Annotated in this window: 16 protein-coding genes and 1 pseudogene; 10 read left to right on the plus strand and 7 right to left on the minus strand. The window is 54.6% G+C overall.

What is annotated here, in order from left to right:
• Positions 1-513: 513 nt before the first annotated feature.
• The 4 genes from AACY31_RS23925 (at position 514) to AACY31_RS23940 (ending at position 3,130) form a co-directional block, all read left to right on the plus strand.
• A complete protein-coding gene (locus AACY31_RS23925; protein WP_339505152.1) occupies positions 514-783 on the plus strand; it encodes a hypothetical protein in 270 nt (89 codons plus the stop codon).
• An 11-nt stretch (positions 784-794) separates the two neighbouring features.
• The gene (locus AACY31_RS23930) at positions 795-965 is read left to right on the plus strand and encodes a hypothetical protein (RefSeq protein WP_339505153.1); all 171 of its coding nucleotides are present in this window, start codon (positions 795-797) and stop codon (positions 963-965) included.
• A 219-nt stretch (positions 966-1,184) separates the two neighbouring features.
• Positions 1,185-1,877, plus strand: a complete 693-nt coding sequence (locus tag AACY31_RS23935) for a KilA-N domain-containing protein (RefSeq protein ID WP_339505155.1) — start codon at positions 1,185-1,187, stop codon at positions 1,875-1,877.
• Between the two features lie 188 nt (positions 1,878-2,065).
• Positions 2,066-3,130 (plus strand): hypothetical protein, encoded by a 1,065-nt coding sequence (locus tag AACY31_RS23940; RefSeq protein WP_339505157.1) that lies wholly within the window; start codon positions 2,066-2,068, stop codon positions 3,128-3,130.
• Positions 3,131-3,659: 529 nt separating this feature from the next.
• Here AACY31_RS23940 and AACY31_RS23945 read toward each other — a convergent pair.
• From AACY31_RS23945 to tnpB, 3 genes are all read right to left on the minus strand, one after another.
• Complete coding sequence (locus AACY31_RS23945; protein WP_339505159.1) at positions 3,660-4,694, minus strand: GGDEF domain-containing response regulator; 1,035 nt, start codon at positions 4,692-4,694, stop codon at positions 3,660-3,662.
• Positions 4,695-5,054: 360 nt separating this feature from the next.
• A complete protein-coding gene (tnpC, locus tag AACY31_RS23950) occupies positions 5,055-6,587 on the minus strand; it encodes an IS66 family transposase (protein ID WP_339483770.1) in 1,533 nt (510 codons plus the stop codon).
• 18 nt (positions 6,588-6,605) lie between these two features.
• A complete protein-coding gene (gene tnpB / locus AACY31_RS23955; protein ID WP_060766773.1) occupies positions 6,606-6,965 on the minus strand; it encodes an IS66 family insertion sequence element accessory protein TnpB in 360 nt (119 codons plus the stop codon).
• Positions 6,966-7,213: 248 nt separating this feature from the next.
• Between tnpB and AACY31_RS23960 the strand changes: the two genes are divergently transcribed.
• A complete protein-coding gene (locus AACY31_RS23960) occupies positions 7,214-8,548 on the plus strand; it encodes an AAA family ATPase (RefSeq protein WP_339505160.1) in 1,335 nt (444 codons plus the stop codon).
• A 246-nt stretch (positions 8,549-8,794) separates the two neighbouring features.
• Positions 8,795-9,154: a hypothetical protein gene (locus AACY31_RS23965; protein WP_339505162.1), complete on the plus strand. Its 360-nt coding sequence runs from the start codon at positions 8,795-8,797 to the stop codon at positions 9,152-9,154.
• A 645-nt stretch (positions 9,155-9,799) separates the two neighbouring features.
• Here the strand turns inward: AACY31_RS23965 and AACY31_RS23970 are convergent.
• Positions 9,800-9,949, minus strand: coding sequence for a hypothetical protein (locus AACY31_RS23970; RefSeq protein ID WP_339505163.1), 150 nt, complete (start codon positions 9,947-9,949; stop codon positions 9,800-9,802).
• A gap of 222 nt (positions 9,950-10,171) precedes the next feature.
• A complete protein-coding gene (locus AACY31_RS23975; protein WP_339482372.1) occupies positions 10,172-11,119 on the minus strand; it encodes a LysR family transcriptional regulator in 948 nt (315 codons plus the stop codon).
• A 140-nt stretch (positions 11,120-11,259) separates the two neighbouring features.
• On the opposite strand from AACY31_RS23975, the gene AACY31_RS23980 reads away from it, so the two are divergent.
• Both AACY31_RS23980 and mmsB read left to right on the plus strand, forming a co-directional pair.
• Entirely contained in the window at positions 11,260-12,786 is a 1,527-nt protein-coding gene (locus tag AACY31_RS23980; protein ID WP_339492824.1) for a CoA-acylating methylmalonate-semialdehyde dehydrogenase, read from the plus strand.
• Between the two features lie 10 nt (positions 12,787-12,796).
• The gene (mmsB, locus tag AACY31_RS23985) at positions 12,797-13,684 is read left to right on the plus strand and encodes a 3-hydroxyisobutyrate dehydrogenase (protein WP_339492823.1); all 888 of its coding nucleotides are present in this window, start codon (positions 12,797-12,799) and stop codon (positions 13,682-13,684) included.
• Positions 13,685-13,829: 145 nt separating this feature from the next.
• Here the strand turns inward: mmsB and AACY31_RS23990 are convergent, their stop codons facing one another.
• Complete coding sequence (locus AACY31_RS23990) at positions 13,830-14,174, minus strand: cupin domain-containing protein (protein ID WP_339482367.1); 345 nt, start codon at positions 14,172-14,174, stop codon at positions 13,830-13,832.
• Positions 14,175-14,270: 96 nt separating this feature from the next.
• Here AACY31_RS23990 and AACY31_RS23995 point away from each other — a divergent pair.
• Positions 14,271-14,417 (plus strand): annotated as a pseudogene (locus AACY31_RS23995) (sulfite exporter TauE/SafE family protein); the annotation flags it as partial.
• On the opposite strand, the gene AACY31_RS24000 reads toward AACY31_RS23995, so the two are convergent.
• Positions 14,410-14,724: a putative quinol monooxygenase gene (locus tag AACY31_RS24000; RefSeq protein ID WP_339505165.1), complete on the minus strand. Its 315-nt coding sequence runs from the start codon at positions 14,722-14,724 to the stop codon at positions 14,410-14,412. The pseudogene AACY31_RS23995 and the gene AACY31_RS24000 sit on opposite strands and share 8 nt — an antisense overlap.
• A 201-nt stretch (positions 14,725-14,925) precedes the next feature.
• Between AACY31_RS24000 and AACY31_RS24005 the strand changes: the two genes are divergently transcribed.
• Positions 14,926-15,516: an NAD(P)H-dependent oxidoreductase gene (locus AACY31_RS24005; protein ID WP_339482365.1), complete on the plus strand. Its 591-nt coding sequence runs from the start codon at positions 14,926-14,928 to the stop codon at positions 15,514-15,516.
• Positions 15,517-15,634: the final 118 nt, after the last annotated feature.

Raw genomic sequence — 15,634 nt, forward strand, 5'->3', positions numbered from 1 at the left:
CCTTATGAAGAGGGGGGGAGAGCTTATAGACGTTACGAGGTATCCAGCCCAGCAGGCCCCACACCGCGCATAGACAGCAATGGGGTAGAGCACTGACCTACGCGTCCCCCAAAAGCCTCAGGCGCTCACAGCGAGCCTCAGGGGCTTTCTCGTTTTGGCCGGGAGTCCCAGAAAGTCTCACACCGATAGACCCGGTAATTAAGTTGCATTATAGAATAGCGAGTCGAGTATTCGTCCTATCGCGATATATACAAACGGTCAAGCGTTGTTTCAATTGCACAGGTCGATGCTCTAAATGAGAATTATTATTAGGTTCATCGGTCTGCGATCCCAATGGAATTGGTAGGACAAGAAGAACAGTAGCAACAGTAGCAATTCTCCTTTTCTCTTATGAGAAAAGACCCGCTAGGGAAAGTGACAGTGGCAACCATTAGCAGCCCGTTTCTTTAGTGGGCGGTTAGTTGTTCTATCCTCACTACACACATCCTAGTAATCACAGAGAGGTAACAGACCATGGCAACTCCAATTACCGGCGACTTCGGCGCATTCAAGGCGACCAAGAGGCAAGGCGTAACTCTGCACAATATGCCAGTGTATCCAAGCACTGATGTGAGCAACAAAGCTTCCTCTATTAACCAAGAGCACGAGAGTGGCAAGCGTTACGGCGCCATGATTACTGTCAGTGGCTACGCTAAGCCTGTGCTGTATATGGCCGCTGGCAATAAGCCAAGTGACGCATGGATAGCTATCACCAACGATGGCGCGGATATTGTTCCAGCATAAGGAGGGTGGCAATGCTTAATCGCAACGTTCAGACAGAGCAGCAGTACATGCTGAGTCAGATAACCATTTTCAAGACTGGCCAGCAAAAACGGGCATCACCTGAGCCTGAGCCTGTGGCGCTGTCACCGCAGTCGAAAAAGCTGATGCAGGCAGACCTTAAGCGCAACGCTTCGGGGTTTTAAGTTGCTGTATAGATAAGGCTGTGGGGACTCTCTCTGTAGCCACAGCTTCCCAGCCAACCTTATTAAGCTGTGCAATTTTGCATATTTAGCTTTCGTAGTGCATAGCTGTCAGTCTTCTGGTTCCGGGGTTCTCCGGTTTGGTCGCCGTCTATATCGGCTCAAGAAGGCTGTCCGCTATCCATTAACGAGAGCAATCCACCCACATATATAGAGATGACCATGAACCCAGAACCTAGTAAGGCGCTGCCTATTACCCTGCGTGATGCAAAAGGCAATAGCCACACCTTTATCCCTGATACTCAGGGTATGTTTAACCTCACCGAGATGCACTGTCGTCTAGGGCTAGCAAACTCCAAACGTCCAGCCCAATGGCGTACATCCATTTCCCGCGACTTGGCAGCTTGTGCAAATTTGCACAGCTTGGTTGGTAGCGAGACTTTGGGCACCGAGGTGGCCACTATCGCCTACGCTATGTGGGTCAGTAACGACTTCTACAAGATGGTTGTTTCTGTCTTCATCGCTGTTCGCAGTGATGCACTGTTATCAGCTCAGGTATATGAGCGTTTGGCAATGGCGCATCAGGAATTATTTGCCGATAACTGCTACAAGCTCAGGGCATATTCCCGCATCGATAATAAGAACTCGATGACGTGGACAGTTGCTTGTGACATGTATGGCATCGAACGTCCGCTACTTGCCAAGCAATATATTTACGAGACTCACGGCTTCTGGCGCATTGTCTGCGGCGAAGTGGCGGAAACTGGCAAGGGTAGAGCTACCGGGTTCTATGTCCGCAACCGTGGCAACAATGGTCCCGAGTTGGATCTGGCTCCTGGCGCCCGTGATTGGCTGCTACACAACGTAGGTGCCATCAACTTTGCGACGAAGCCAAACAAACGCTACCGCAAATGACTCGCGCACCATATCTCCTGCCCCTAATCTCAGACGTTGTGTCTTGCTTTACTCCCGGTCGGCCTCCTCAGTTGCATACAACGCAAGTTGATCCTGTTACTGGCAAAAGAGTGCGGCCAGAGAAGCACGCTAATAAAAATAATAAGAAATAACTAACCCAAACTAACTAATACCCAAGAGGTGACACAATGACTTCCCTGAATTACAACTCCGCGCTGACCATCAACGAAATGAAGGTGCGCCCTGCACTGGAACTGCTCAAGCAATACGGCACCGACCGTGCCAAGGATGAGCTGTCCCGCAACCCTGTATCCCGTGTAGCCGATGGCATCACCGCCAGTTTCCGCGCCTACCGTTCCTACCTGATCCCCGGTCGTGACTCTCACGATGCCAAGTTGCGAGACATGGCGATGGTAGGCGCCGAAGTGGTCAAGCATCTGGAATGCCTCAAGGTACATGGTCGGTACATTGGCGAACTGCCAGCCAACTTGCCACGTCCTGAGGACTACCAGAACGCCTTTACCTTCCTGCTGGAGCTGATGAACAGCATTGAAACCCAAGCCCCTGACAGCGACCTGTTCAGGAACAAGTACCGCTCGCCAGACTTCGCGTATGGCGAATGGCAAGCACTGCTAGCCGATCGTTTCTCACCTACCCTACCTGCCTTCATTGGTGCCCTTGCGGGGGCACGTCGAGATAGCAACGGTGGGCGACGTAAGATCATGGCCCCGACCTATTACAAAGGCTGGGCTTCGGTAGGTGCTGAGGTGTACAGCCTCGTGTTCGATGATGGCTCCCGTTCCCGTGCATTGGCTAAGTCCCTTCGGGCTAAGCTGTCTGTATTGGCCTGCCCGTTCAATGGTCATCAGCACGCACGCTCTCTAGTCGAAGACCTTTCCTGCACTTTGCTCAGTGAAGACGATGCGCTGGCTCTGGCTGGTGCTGGCTGGAACGAGCTGCACTCAGACAAGATCCTGAAAGCCCTGACTTATGACCCGATGTTCAAGGTGGCTGGCCCGCGTCCTGGTACTGTCCGCACCTGTGCTGTCGAGTTCAACCTGTCGCGTCTACTCAAGGCAGAGGCTGCTGTAAATGCAGAAGGTAAGGCTGAGGCAGCCCGTATCCGTGATGAAGAGGCTAAGGCTCAGGCTCTGGCTGATCGTACCCGTGATGCCAAGGCACAGCTTGAGCTGCTAGAGAAGATCAAGGCCGGTACTGTCACAGCCGAAGAACTGGATGCAGCCGGTTACTGAGGTCGTTTATCACTGGCACCTTAGGAGCAATCCCTAGGTGCTAGGAGTAAGTGCAACCCTCTGTGTACTTAGTTCGTTTGAGTCGCCTTTCCCCGATGGCCCTAGTGGCTGTTGGGGGTTTTTAAAGTCGATTGTTATATTGTAACTATTGGTGTGAGGCGCTCTGTGCTGCACTGTGCTATGCGCATCCCCGCCCCCCTGACTGACCCCCTCCCTAGGCCACAGCGCACAGGAGAAATGCCAGTGGCTACCGTGCCTGAGGGGGACAGACCTTGGCCGAGCCCTTACTTAGCGGCATCTGTCTTTTTGCAACCGGCCCGCGCTCTGTATTCGCTACAACCCTTAGCCGTTGATGGTGAGGTGGTACTCGAATGTCTCTTAACCTCGACCCATCCTGTGCGAGCAATCTGCGACTGGCCGAAACCTCGTTGATATTTCGTCTCGGATTCAAGGGTGATGTTTGATCCTTGGCAGGTGCAGATTTTTTGAAAGGCTTGGATATCAGCGGATTCCAAAGGGAGTCTGGGATTCACTTTTCCCTATAAATGGCTACCTGGTTACGGCCACGGCCCTTCGCCAGATATAGCCCCTTGTCAGCGAGTTCGATCAGCAGTTTGCTGCTTCCCAAGCTTATCGGTGCAAAAGTAGCGAGCCCAATGCTAACTGTAACTACAGAATCAGTATTTGGTGAGCAGTGCGGTATGTTTAGTAACTCCACATTCTCGAGTAGTTTTTCCGCAATGACTTTGGCTTCATCTGACGACGCTCCAGGCAAGATTGCTGCGAATTCTTCTCCCCCGTATCGTGCTGGCAAATAATTCTCGTTGGTTATCGTATCCCGCACTGCAGATGCAACACTTTTTAGCGCCTCGTCGCCAGCCAAATGCCCAAAGCGATCGTTGAACAGCTTAAAGAAGTCGACGTCAATCATCAATAAAGATATCTCTAAATGTTCATTTCCCACGCGCCGCCACTCGGTCTCTAAGAATTCGTCAAAATGCCTACGATTTGAAAGTCCAGTCAAGCCATCGGAATTTATTAGCTGTTGCAGCTTATTGTTTGCGCGTTGCAAAAATAGATTTGTATCTAATAGTTGTTGCTGACTAGCTCTTAAGGCGTGATATGCCCGATCTAGTTGTGTTGTGGTATTAAAGGATCGGGAATGATATCGAAGGCGAGCTGCAAGTTCTATGGGGTCCGGCAATTTAACTATATAGTCGCTATAGCCAACTTCAAAGGCGTGACTCTTTATTTTTGGATCTTCTTTGGTTGATAGGGCAATTATAGGTATGTTTCGAGTATTTTGGTTCTCTTTATAATTTTTTATTAGTGAGAAACCGTCAACCCCTGGCATGACTAGATCTTGAAGAATTACCGTGGGTTTTATTTTCTCGGCTTCAATAACGGCTTGCATCGCATCCACACAGTAATGAAGCTCTATATCGCTTTCACCGGCTAGGTTACGGCGTACGGCCTCGCCAATCATTGGTTGATCATCAACTACTAGAACGATGACGGTGTCGATATCGGTATTCAATAACAGTTGAGCAGGTATTTCATCCATGTCGCGCCTCGCTTGATATTTCACGGCCTGCCTGAAAAACGATGTACCGTTCACTCGCTATGAATCGACCACAGTTTAGTAGATATTTTGAATATCCGCTTATGGCAAACTCCTGCCTGTAGTCACTCCCGGTTTTGGGGCATAGGGCGCCACTCGCGTAGAAAGTTGTACCGCTTATATTACCGGCAGGCGGGTACAAAGTGGCCGAGAACAGGTCGCTTTCGGCCAAAAGCAGGCAGTCAAGATCGGCTGCTTGTGGCCGGTTTCGGCCTGTCCTAGTCAGATGCTGGCGATTGACCATAAGCCAAGCACTACGTAAGCGATCCACCAAGCACACCTACAATCAGGTACGGTTTCCGTTTACCGTGGCATTTCCGGTGAGCAGTTCCACGGTAACAACGCTTCGTAGTCTTCTGCCGTGGATGCATGCGGCAACCGCTCAAGTACGTGGCGCAGCCACGTATAGGGCTCCTGGCCGTTGACCTTGGCGGTCTCGACCAAGCTATAGATCTGCGCACTGGCGGTGGCGCCTTTGGGCGTATCGCTGAACAGCCATGCCTTGCGCCCTATGACAAACGGCTTTATTGCGCGCTCGGCTTTATTGTTGTCTATCGGTAAAAACCCAGCCTCCACGTAACGCTCCAGCCGGCTCCAGTTGCTGGCCAGATAATTAACGGCCTTGCCCAGCGCACTTTGCGGCGTCACTTGGGACTGGGTTTTCTCCAGCCAGCTTTTCAGTTGGGCAAGCACCGGTAAGCTCTGTGCCTGGCGACCGACAAAACGCTGATCACCCGTGACCTCTTTGAGTTCACGTTCGATACCATACAGCTTGTTAATCATGGCCAGCGCGATATCGGTACGGCCCGTCTTGCCTTTGGGTTGCACTTTTTGCGCATCGACGAACTTGCGCCGCGCATGCGCCCAGCAGCCCAGACGCTCGACACCCGGTTGCGCACCCACGGCGTTATAGCCAGCGTAATCGTCGCTCATCAGGTAGCCACGATAATCGGCGAGCAGACGCAGTGGCACCTCCTGCGCGCGGCTGGTGGTGTAGTTAAAAAGAATAACTGGGCGCTCAGGCGGGCCGCTGGCCTGCACCCACATCCAGGACTGGCTGGTCGGGTCTCGATCCGGTTCCTTCAGCACTTGTACCCGCGTTTCATCGCAGTGGATCACCGGACTTTCCAGCAACCGGTCGCGCATCAGATTCAGCAGCGGCTGAAAGTGTTCGCAGCACTGGATCACCCAGCGCGCCAGGGTTTGGCGTGGGATGTCGACGCCGTGTCGGCCAAGGACTTTTTCGAACCGATACAGTGGCAGACCGTCGACGTATTTGGTGGTCAGCAGCATCGCCAGGACGCTGGGGCTGGCCATGCTTTTTTCGATCAATTGGGCCGGTTTGTCGGCGGTGATTGGCGCGGCTTCACAACCACGGCAGCCGTAGACCTTGCGGACGTGTTTGATCACCCGGATCTGCATCGGCACGATTTCAAGCTGTTCGCTGGTTTCTTCACCGATGGTGTGTTTGCGGCAGCCGCACGCGCAGGTCAGTTCATGTTCGGGCAGTTCGTGAATGACTTCGATGCGTGGTAGATCGGCTGACAGTGGTTTGCGTTTGCCTCGGCGTTGGGTCGGGGCAACGACTTCTTCGTCAGACTCATCGGAGACCGGAACCGCGAGACTTTCGGGTTCATTAAAGAGCGCGAGCTGTGGCGTCTGCGGATCGACGGTTTGCTCTGATTTGCGCCCGAAAAAACGTTGACGCCATAGTTTGATCTGTTCTTTCAGGTCAACAATCTGGTCTTTGTCCACCTGACGCTCACTGAACATCTGCACAAGCATTTGCTTGAGCAGAACCGGATCATCAGGGAGGTTGTCGGGCATGGAAATCATGGCCCGGATTATACCCAATCAAGCGACGAATCGCGGCGTCAAAACCTGATGCGGACGGTTGCGCCAGAGATCAAAACCGTCGAGCAGCCAGTTCAGTTCCTGAACCGTCAGGACAATGGCTTCATCCGTATCGTCAGGGGACGTTTTGAATCGTTCGGATTCGAGGCGCTTGAGCCAAAGGCAGAAGCCGTTGCGCTCCCAATAAAGTATTTTCACCCGATTACGGGGGCGATTCAGAAAAACAAAAAGCACGGGGTCGAACACCGCCACTTTGATATCCAATTCGACCAAGGCGGCGAGGCCGTCGATGGATTTTCGGAAGTCGACAGGCTTGGGGTAGAGGTAGACTTTTTCAACTTTGGCGTCGGGGCGCATCATAACTGCGGGCTCCTGATGGGAATCGGGAGCACAGCATCAGGCTTCAACGGGCAGTTTTGAATGTGTACATGGTGGATCGCTTACAGCACTACGAGTAAATTAGAGGCCGTAACCGTGGCGACAGCGTCTGGTGCCCCAACGCGGCACATGCATGTACCGATAGCTATCAGCCATGATAAAGCGATATAGTATATGTATACATTACACCAGTATTCTTTTTATAGTTTTATATTTTGCAAGGGCAGCATATGACCACCATAGTAATTGCTGACGTTTTTAATGGGGGCAAAGCCTCTAGTGAAACCTATGTCCAACGTGAAAAAGGGAGGTACGAAGCAGAGCTTAAACAGGGGATTTTAGAAAATGGAATTCTTTGTTTAATCACCGGATCCTCAAAAACAGGAAAGACGACCCTTTATCAAAAGGTATTATCGGAACTTGATAAGGAACCTCTTCGTGTACGATGCAGTGCATCCCTTAAAGCTGATGATTTCTGGAGCTATCCATTAGAGAACTTGGATTTTTCTCGCCTAAAGACCTTGGAGGATGGGCGCACCCGAACAATTAGCGGAACAGGTAGCGTAAGCGGGACCTTAGGTTGGGGATGGCTTGCGAGTTTAAAGGGAACAGTAGGGGTAGGTATCACCGATGCTAAAGCTGAAAAGGAAGTAAAGGACGCCATACTCGCGAAGCCGTCTCCAACTCATCTGGTTCCTTTGCTAAAAAAATCAAATGCAGTACTAGTAGTTGAGGATTTTCATTACTTAACTGAAGTGGTGCAGCGAGAAGTTTTTCAGCAGTGGAAAATCTTCACGGATAATGAAGTTTCAGTGATAGTTGTTGGCACTACGCACCATGGTGTTGATTTGGCAACCGCGAACTCGGATCTAATTGGGAGGATCACGCACATTGACCTGGGTCGATGGTCGGACAGTGATCTAAAGGCCATCGCCAATAAAGGCCTGACATTGTTAAATGTTGCTGATAAATCCCTAGTAGTGAATCCAATATCGGAAGAAAGTGCAGGGTTGCCAATTCTTACTCAACAAATATGCGCTCAGCTTTTTATCGACAAAGGCATTACTGAGTGGGATCCCGAAAACAGTATCTCCTTTACTAAGGGCGATGCTCAAAAAGCGATGCACAAGGTTGCTAAGACCCGTTATTCAAATTTCGAATCGTGGTATGCCCAGCTCGTACAAGGGCCTAGGAAGCAGGCCAGAAAATACGATACATATAAAATAATTCTTGCACTTTTTGCTCAGGATCCGCCAACGTTTAGTTTTACCAGGCACGAAATTGATATCCGCCTGAAAGCTGCTGGATTAGCCGCTTCTGAACTACCTCCCGCAGCATCTATCAACAGCACTCTGGCATCTCTAAAGAACTTTCAAGATAAAAGAAATTTTGAGCTGCTAGAATGGAGTAAGTGTGATAGGACGGTATATATATTGGAGCCAAGTTTTTTGTTCTATCTTCGCTGGCGCGAAAATAGAACTATCGTAGCATCTGTATTTGAAATGCTTCTGAGCATGGCGGCGGGACAACTCTCTGTACATTTTAAATCTAAATTTGGTGGATGATTAGCTTTATAGTCACTAGCGCACAGAGGCGGCGAGCATCAGAATAGCTGCTTTGGAAACGCTGGACACGAATGCCCGAGGGATTACTGACGCCATTATGCGACTACGGCAGTCGTGAGTTGGGCATGGAGTGCGGCGGGACGGTATTGGTCCCAGTGTGAGGCGATTTTTGGTCGATCAGAGGGGAACCACCAAATCAGCGAAAACTTGGTGGCTTGTCACTACGCCTTAACGAGGCGGACTACGATGGTGATGGCAAACATCCTCCCATTCGCCGAAACGGAACCGGCGATACTGACGGACAGGGATGGTTTTCTTGCCGACGTTGTTGCGTTCGAAGTTAAACATGGTGGTCATCTCTCTTGCATAGGATTAAGGGTTTTGAGGCTTAATCGCACCATTCAAGAACCGACCACCGATCAATCACCAATTGACGTAGTGGCATCAATTGGCTTTAATGGCGTCCTTCTCTTGACCGTGCTAACGCATGTGAAAGAGGGTGCGAGTGGTCACGTATCGTTTTTGCGGACAGAAACGCGACTACTCGTAGACATCTTTAACGGAACCGCCCTCATGGGCGGTTTTGTGCGTCTGGTCACATCATAATCGATTTCAAGAAGGGGCGGAAGCCTCTATGGTGCTTTCCAGGCAGTTTTCTTTCCGCCCCCCTCCCATAGACCGTTATTAACGCTTTAACGCTTCCTGTGGCCCTCAAGAGGCCCTAATGAGGCCCTCAAAAGTATCCTTCCAGACGAAGTAGTACTCTCCGATAAAAGAGCTTTTTCGCTAATTCTGGGGGCGTTCGTCACGACAAACCCTACATGTAGGGCTTTTTGGGGAGGCGACATACAAGATAATGCGTTTTTGGGGGTGCTGCAACGTGCTACCTGTGGATAACCCTGTGCGTAAATTGTTTGTGAAAGCGCGAATCGGCGGCGTTGGCCGCGATGCCGCTGCCCTAAACCGTCTGACGACTATGTCTGTATCGCGCGCTTAGGCCGAGCGATATTTCATGGGGCGACACGCATCACAGGTTTCTTCTATATATAGCCACGCATTAATCCGTCTCGACAGCACCATTCGTTCGACCTGGCCCCAGAGTTTTTTGTGTTGTGAGTAGTCGCCGTACTGGTAGCCCTACTGCGTCGTTCCCTGTTCCCTGTTCCCTGTTCCCTGTTCCCGCTCACGCCTATACATGTCAGTCAGCGTCCAATGCAGCCAGTTCGGTCGAGCTATCCCGGTACTTAACGATCAGTCCGGCATGTTCTTGTGGGCCGTCCTCATATCCCGGCGTGTCGTCTCCAGCTCAGCACACAGCAAATCACACTGGTGCTTGAGCATTTCCTCGCGTGAGGGCAATCCCAGTTCAAACCCGCTGTCATCGATCAAATCGTCTTTCATCCCGCGCGCACCATGTGCTGTATGTGCGTACAGTGTGTGGCCGGGCGTCGGTGTTCAATCAGTCTGCGATGGGTGGCCTCGCGTGGTCCTTATTGAGTGACTGTGCGTCTCCGAATGTCGACGTCGAGGTGTTACAAGTCGTGTACCAACCGCTGTTACAAACCGTTGGCAAAGGCGTGTTGAGCCCGTTACGATTCCGCTACCTGATTCCTTGAAAATCTACTAGTCGGCGAACACCATCTCCCGGCTGTCGCCCATCAGCAGTGGCTGGTTCTGTTCAGTCACTTGGCGAATGTAATCCCACAACAACGTAATCCGCTTCAGCTTCCTCAAGTCCTCCCGGCAGTACATCCAGAATTGCCGGGTGACGGTGATTTCCTCCGGCAGCACCGGCAACAGCCGTGGGTCCTGGGCGGCGAGGAAGCAGGGCAGGATTGCCAGCGAGCGGCCTTGCTGCGCTGCCACGAATTGCGCGATCACGCTGGTGCTGCGCAGGTGGGCGCTGGCGCCGGGCAGTACGTTAGCCAGGTAGAGCAATTCGGAACTGAACGCCAGGTCATCCACGTAGCTGATGAATGAGTGCTTGCCCAGGTCTGCCGGGCGCTGGATGGGTGGGTGGTTGTCCAGGTATTGCTGGGTGGCGTAGAGCTGCAACCGGTAGTCGCACAATTTGCAGCACACATAGGGGCCATGTTCGGGGCGTTCGAGGGCGATGACGATGTCGGCTTCGCGCTTGGAGAGGCTGATGAAGTGCGGCAGCGGGAGGATGTCCACCGAAATGGCCGGGTAGGCGTCGACGAAGTGACTCAGTTGCGGGGTGATGAAGAAGCTGCCGAAGCCTTCGGTGCAGCCCATGCGCACGTGGCCGGACAGCGCGACGCCAGAGCCTGAGACCTGTTCGCAGGCCATGTGCAGGGTGCTTTCGATCGATTCGGCGTAACCCAGCAGGCGCTGGCCTTCGGCCGTCAGGACAAAACCGTTGGTCCGGGACTTCTCGAACAGCAGCGTGCCCAACGAGGCTTCCAGCGAGCTGATGCGCCGCGACACCGTGGTGTAGTCGACGGCCAGGCGCTTGGCGGCCGTGCTGGCCTTGCGGGTGCGGGCCACTTCGAGGAAAAACTTGAGGTCGTCCCAATTCAGCGACCCCAGGGAGGTGATGTTTTTTTGCATGTTGGACCGGTTTTTATGTGCGTTCTTATTAGAAGTTTGCACATCTATACTCCAAAAACAGTCTCATCACCAAGCGTGTCCTATGCACCTTGGTTTTTGCTGAACCAACGCTCTCTATAAGAACAATCCCGGAGGCCAGCATGAACGTTTCCCTTACGCCCAGCGATACCACCCTGCAAACCGTCAGACTGCTGATCAATGGCGAGTGGGTTGAATCCCAATCCAGCGAGTGGCACGACATCGTCAACCCGGCCACCCAGCAGGTGTTGGCAAAGGTTCCGTTCGCCACGGCCTCGGAAGTCGATGCCGCCATCGCCGCTGCCCAGCGTGCGTTCCAGACCTGGAAGCTGACGCCCATCGGCGCGCGGATGCGCATCATGCTCAAGCTCCAGGCGTTGATCCGCGAGCACTCCAAGCGCATCGCCGCGGTGCTCAGCGCCGAGCAGGGCAAGACCATCGCTGACGCCGAGGGCGATATTTTCCGTGGCCTGGAAGTGGTCGAGCACGCCTGTTCCATTGGCACCCTGCAGATGGGCGAGTTCGCCGAGAACGTCGCCGGTGGCGTTGACACCTACACGCTGCGCCAGCCGATCGGCGTGTGCGCGGGCATTACCCCGTTCAACTTCCCGGCAATGATTCCGCTGTGGATGTTCCCGATGGCCATCGCCTGCGGTAACACCTTTGTGCTCAAGCCATCGGAACAGGACCCGCTGTCGACCATGCTCCTGGTGGAGTTGGCCATCGAGGCCGGCGTGCCGGCGGGCGTGCTCAATGTGGTGCACGGCGGCAAGGACGTGGTGGACGCGCTCTGCACCCACAAGGATATCAAGGCGGTTTCATTCGTCGGCTCGACGGCGGTCGGTACTCACGTGTATGACCTGGCGGGTCGCCACGGCAAGCGCGTGCAGTCGATGATGGGCGCCAAGAACCACGCGGTGGTGTTGCCCGATGCCAATCGAGAGCAGACCCTCAACGCCTTGGTCGGCGCCGGTTTCGGCGCGGCGGGCCAGCGTTGCATGGCCACTTCCGCGGTGGTGCTGGTGGGGGCGGCCAAGCAGTGGTTGCCGGAGCTCAAGGCCCTGGCACAGAAGCTCAAGGTCAACGCTGGCAGCGAGCCGGGCACTGACGTCGGTCCGGTAATTTCCAAGCGCGCCAAGGCGCGGATCCTCGAATTGATCGAGAGTGGTGTGCAGCAAGGGGCGAAGCTGGAGCTCGATGGTCGTGGCATCAGCGTGCCGGGTTTCGAACAGGGCAATTTCGTCGGTCCGACCCTGTTTTCCGGCGTGACCACCGACATGCGCATCTACACCGAAGAAATCTTCGGCCCGGTGCTGGTGGTGCTGGAAGTCGACACCCTGGATCAGGCGATTGCCCTGGTCAACGCCAACCCATTCGGCAACGGCACCGGCCTGTTCACCCAAAGCGGTGCGGCGGCGCGCAAATTCCAGAGCGAAATCGACGTCGGCCAGGTCGGCATCAACATTCCGATCCCGGTGCCAGTGCCGTTCTTCAGTTTCACCGGTTCCCGCGGTTCGAAACTTGGCGACCTCGGTCCGTACGGCAAACAGGTGGTGCAGTTCTACACTCAAACCAAGACCGTGACCGCGCGCTGGTTCGATGATGACAGCGTCAATGACGGTGTGAACACCACCATCAATTTGCGTTAAGGAGCCGGACATGAACATCGCATTTATCGGCCTGGGCAACATGGGCGCCCCCATGGCGCGCAACCTGCTCAAGGCTGGCCATTCGCTGAACCTGTTCGACCTGAACCAGACGGTGCTGGCTGAACTGGCGGCGTTGGGCGGCACTATCAGCGCTTCGCCTCGCGACGCGACCCAGGGCGCTGCGCTGGTGATTACCATGCTGCCGGCCGCCGCCCATGTGCGCAGTGTCTGGCTGGGTGACGACGGCGTGCTGGCCGGCATCGCTGCCGGCACACCGGCGGTGGATTGCAGCACCATCGATCCACAAACCGCCCGCGACGTGGCGGCTGCCGCGGCGAAACAGGGGGTGGCAATGGCCGATGCGCCGGTCTCGGGTGGCACCGGCGGTGCGGCGGCGGGCACGTTGACCTTCATGGTCGGCGCCACGGCTGAGTTGTTCGCCACCTTGCAACCGGTGCTGGCGCAAATGGGCCGTAATATCGTGCACTGTGGCGAAGTCGGCACCGGGCAGATCGCCAAGATCTGCAACAACCTGCTGCTGGGGATTTCCATGGTCGGCGTCAGCGAAGCCATGGCGTTGGGCGATGCCTTGGGGATCGACACCCAGGTGTTGGCCGGCATCATCAACAGTTCAACGGGCCGTTGCTGGAGTTCGGACACCTACAACCCATGGCCGGGCGTGATCGAAACGGCACCGGCGTCCCGTGGCTACACGGGCGGCTTTGGCGCCGACCTGATGCTCAAGGACCTGGGCCTAGCGACCGAAGCCGCGCGGCAGGCCCATCAGCCGGTGGTGCTGGGGGCGGTGGCGCAGCAGTTGTACCAGGCGATGAGCCAACGGGGCGAGGGTGGCAAGGACTTTTCGGCGATTGTGAACAGCTATCGTAAGCCGCAATAAACGCGGCGATATCAAGTGAGCTTCTATGGCCGGGGAGCTTTTTCTACGGGAGCAAGGCCCCCTACAGATACTTTCCTCGCCATAGAGGTGGTACAGAACGTTGTTTTCCGAGAGACCACGTCGGGTGGTCCCTCGGTTTTTTGTTTCAGGCAAAGACGAAATATTTGCGCACGGTCTCGACCACTTCCCAAGTGCCTTTCATGCCTGGCTCGACGACGAAGATATCACCGGCGCGCAGATGGATCGGCTCCATGCCTTCCGGGGTGATGATGCAGTAGCCTTCCTGGAAATGGCAGTACTCCCACTTCACATATTCCACATACCATTTGCCAGGTGTGCAGATCCAGGTGCCCATGATCTTGCTGCCGTCTTCGCTGGTGTAGGCGTTGAGGTTGACGGTGTGCGGGTCGCCTTCGAGTTTTTCCCATTTGCAGGCGTCGAGTACGGGCAGCGGATGGGTGTCGCGCAGGACGGTGATGGGTGCGGTCATGTGAGCTCCGAAAGGGGCAGAAGGGAACGGGCACCCTAACGCGCGGCATGAGCGGGTAGATGTCTGTGGTCGACACCGAGCTATCCAGAAACGCGCATCATCCCGGCGACCCTGACCAACGTCTGGCAATGGGTGTTTGGCGGTCATCTGCAAGCCCTGATCTGGCACCTGTGGCCGCGGTTGCTGGTGATTTTCATTGGCACCGGTCTGGGCGTGCTCGGCGACCATCTGCTGATCAGCGGCTAGCCGAGGACGGGCTGAGCATGTCGACGCGGCGGATTTCGAAGTCACGCTCCAGATAATCCATGCGTTGCTCGAAGAACTGCTGCATGTGCGGCAGGTTCGAGTGCACCTCCAGGTGCGCCTGGGAGGCCCTGATCTCATAGAAGATGAACAGCGTCGGATCCTGCTGGTCCCGCAGCATGTGGTATTCGATGCATCCAGGCTCGGCACGGCTTGGCTCGACGTAGGCGCGGAATAGCGCTTCGAAAGCTTCGGCTTTTTCCGGACGGGTCTTGGCGTGCAGGATGAAACCGTGCAGTTCGCTCATCGAGGTGGCTCCTGAGATAAAAGAGGTCTCGGAGTTTAAGGCAATAATCAGTCGTTCATTCGTGCGTGTAGGTCAAATCAGTTTTGCCGTTGCACTGCTTATTCCCTGTGAAGTCCGTCGCTATTGTGCCGCCATCATTTTCAACCTTTCCATGCTGCGGCCCTTTGACGGTCCACGCCGTGGAACCCGATGAGGCTCCCCATGAAAAAAGTCCTGTTGCTCAATGGCGGCAAACAATTCGCTCACTCCGCCGGTCGCTACAACGCCACCCTCCACGACACGGCGGTCAGCGTGTTGGACCGCGGCGGTTTTGATGTGAAAACCACCTTCATCGACGGTGGCTACGACATCAAGGAAGAAGTCGCCAAGTTCCTTTGGGCCGACGTGATCATTTACCAGATGCCGGGTTGGTGGATGGGTGCCCCCTGGACCGTGAAGAAATACATCGACGAAGTCTTCACCGAAGGCCACGGCAGCCTTTACGCCAGCGACGGCCGGACCCGTTCCGATGCCGCGCAGAAATACGGCAGTGGTGGTCTGATCCAGGGCAAGCAGTACATGTTGTCCCTGACTTGGAACGCCCCGCGGCAAGCCTTCGACGACCCGACCGACTTCTTCGAGGCCAAGGGCGTGGACGCGGTGTACTTCCCGTTCCACAAGGCCAACCAGTTCCTCGGCATGAGCGGCCTGCCGACCTTCCTGTGCGTGGACGTGATGAAGCGCCCGAACATCGAAGAAGATGTGGCGCGGTATGAGCAGCATTTGGTTGAGGTGTTCGGTTTGAAGGCGTGACCTTTCTTTTGCTGCGCATCCCGATACTATCCTGTGGCGGGCGGGTGAACCTGCACGGTGGGAGCAAGCTTTGCTCCCACCTAGCGAGGATAAATCCCCTTGCCACAAGAGAGATCAG

This window comes from Pseudomonas sp. RL_105y_Pfl2_101, assembly GCF_963970585.1.
Taxonomy (GTDB): domain Bacteria; phylum Pseudomonadota; class Gammaproteobacteria; order Pseudomonadales; family Pseudomonadaceae; genus Aquipseudomonas.

Bases quoted from the DNA above. Each gene is read 5' to 3' on its own strand.
- AACY31_RS23925 (WP_339505152.1), top strand. From the start codon at position 514: ATGGCAACTCCAATTACCGGCGACTTCGGCGCATTCAAGGCGACCAAG.
- AACY31_RS23930 (WP_339505153.1), top strand. From the start codon at position 795: ATGCTTAATCGCAACGTTCAGACAGAGCAGCAGTACATGCTGAGTCAG.
- AACY31_RS23935 (WP_339505155.1), top strand. From the start codon at position 1,185: ATGAACCCAGAACCTAGTAAGGCGCTGCCTATTACCCTGCGTGATGCA.
- AACY31_RS23940 (WP_339505157.1), top strand. From the start codon at position 2,066: ATGACTTCCCTGAATTACAACTCCGCGCTGACCATCAACGAAATGAAG.
- AACY31_RS23945 (WP_339505159.1), bottom strand. From the start codon at position 4,694: ATGGATGAAATACCTGCTCAACTGTTATTGAATACCGATATCGACACC.
- tnpC (WP_339483770.1), bottom strand. From the start codon at position 6,587: ATGATTTCCATGCCCGACAACCTCCCTGATGATCCGGTTCTGCTCAAG.
- tnpB (WP_060766773.1), bottom strand. From the start codon at position 6,965: ATGATGCGCCCCGACGCCAAAGTTGAAAAAGTCTACCTCTACCCCAAG.
- AACY31_RS23960 (WP_339505160.1), top strand. From the start codon at position 7,214: ATGACCACCATAGTAATTGCTGACGTTTTTAATGGGGGCAAAGCCTCT.
- AACY31_RS23965 (WP_339505162.1), top strand. From the start codon at position 8,795: ATGGTGATGGCAAACATCCTCCCATTCGCCGAAACGGAACCGGCGATA.
- AACY31_RS23970 (WP_339505163.1), bottom strand. From the start codon at position 9,949: ATGAAAGACGATTTGATCGATGACAGCGGGTTTGAACTGGGATTGCCC.
- AACY31_RS23975 (WP_339482372.1), bottom strand. From the start codon at position 11,119: ATGCAAAAAAACATCACCTCCCTGGGGTCGCTGAATTGGGACGACCTC.
- AACY31_RS23980 (WP_339492824.1), top strand. From the start codon at position 11,260: ATGAACGTTTCCCTTACGCCCAGCGATACCACCCTGCAAACCGTCAGA.
- mmsB (WP_339492823.1), top strand. From the start codon at position 12,797: ATGAACATCGCATTTATCGGCCTGGGCAACATGGGCGCCCCCATGGCG.
- AACY31_RS23990 (WP_339482367.1), bottom strand. From the start codon at position 14,174: ATGACCGCACCCATCACCGTCCTGCGCGACACCCATCCGCTGCCCGTA.
- AACY31_RS24000 (WP_339505165.1), bottom strand. From the start codon at position 14,724: ATGAGCGAACTGCACGGTTTCATCCTGCACGCCAAGACCCGTCCGGAA.
- AACY31_RS24005 (WP_339482365.1), top strand. From the start codon at position 14,926: ATGAAAAAAGTCCTGTTGCTCAATGGCGGCAAACAATTCGCTCACTCC.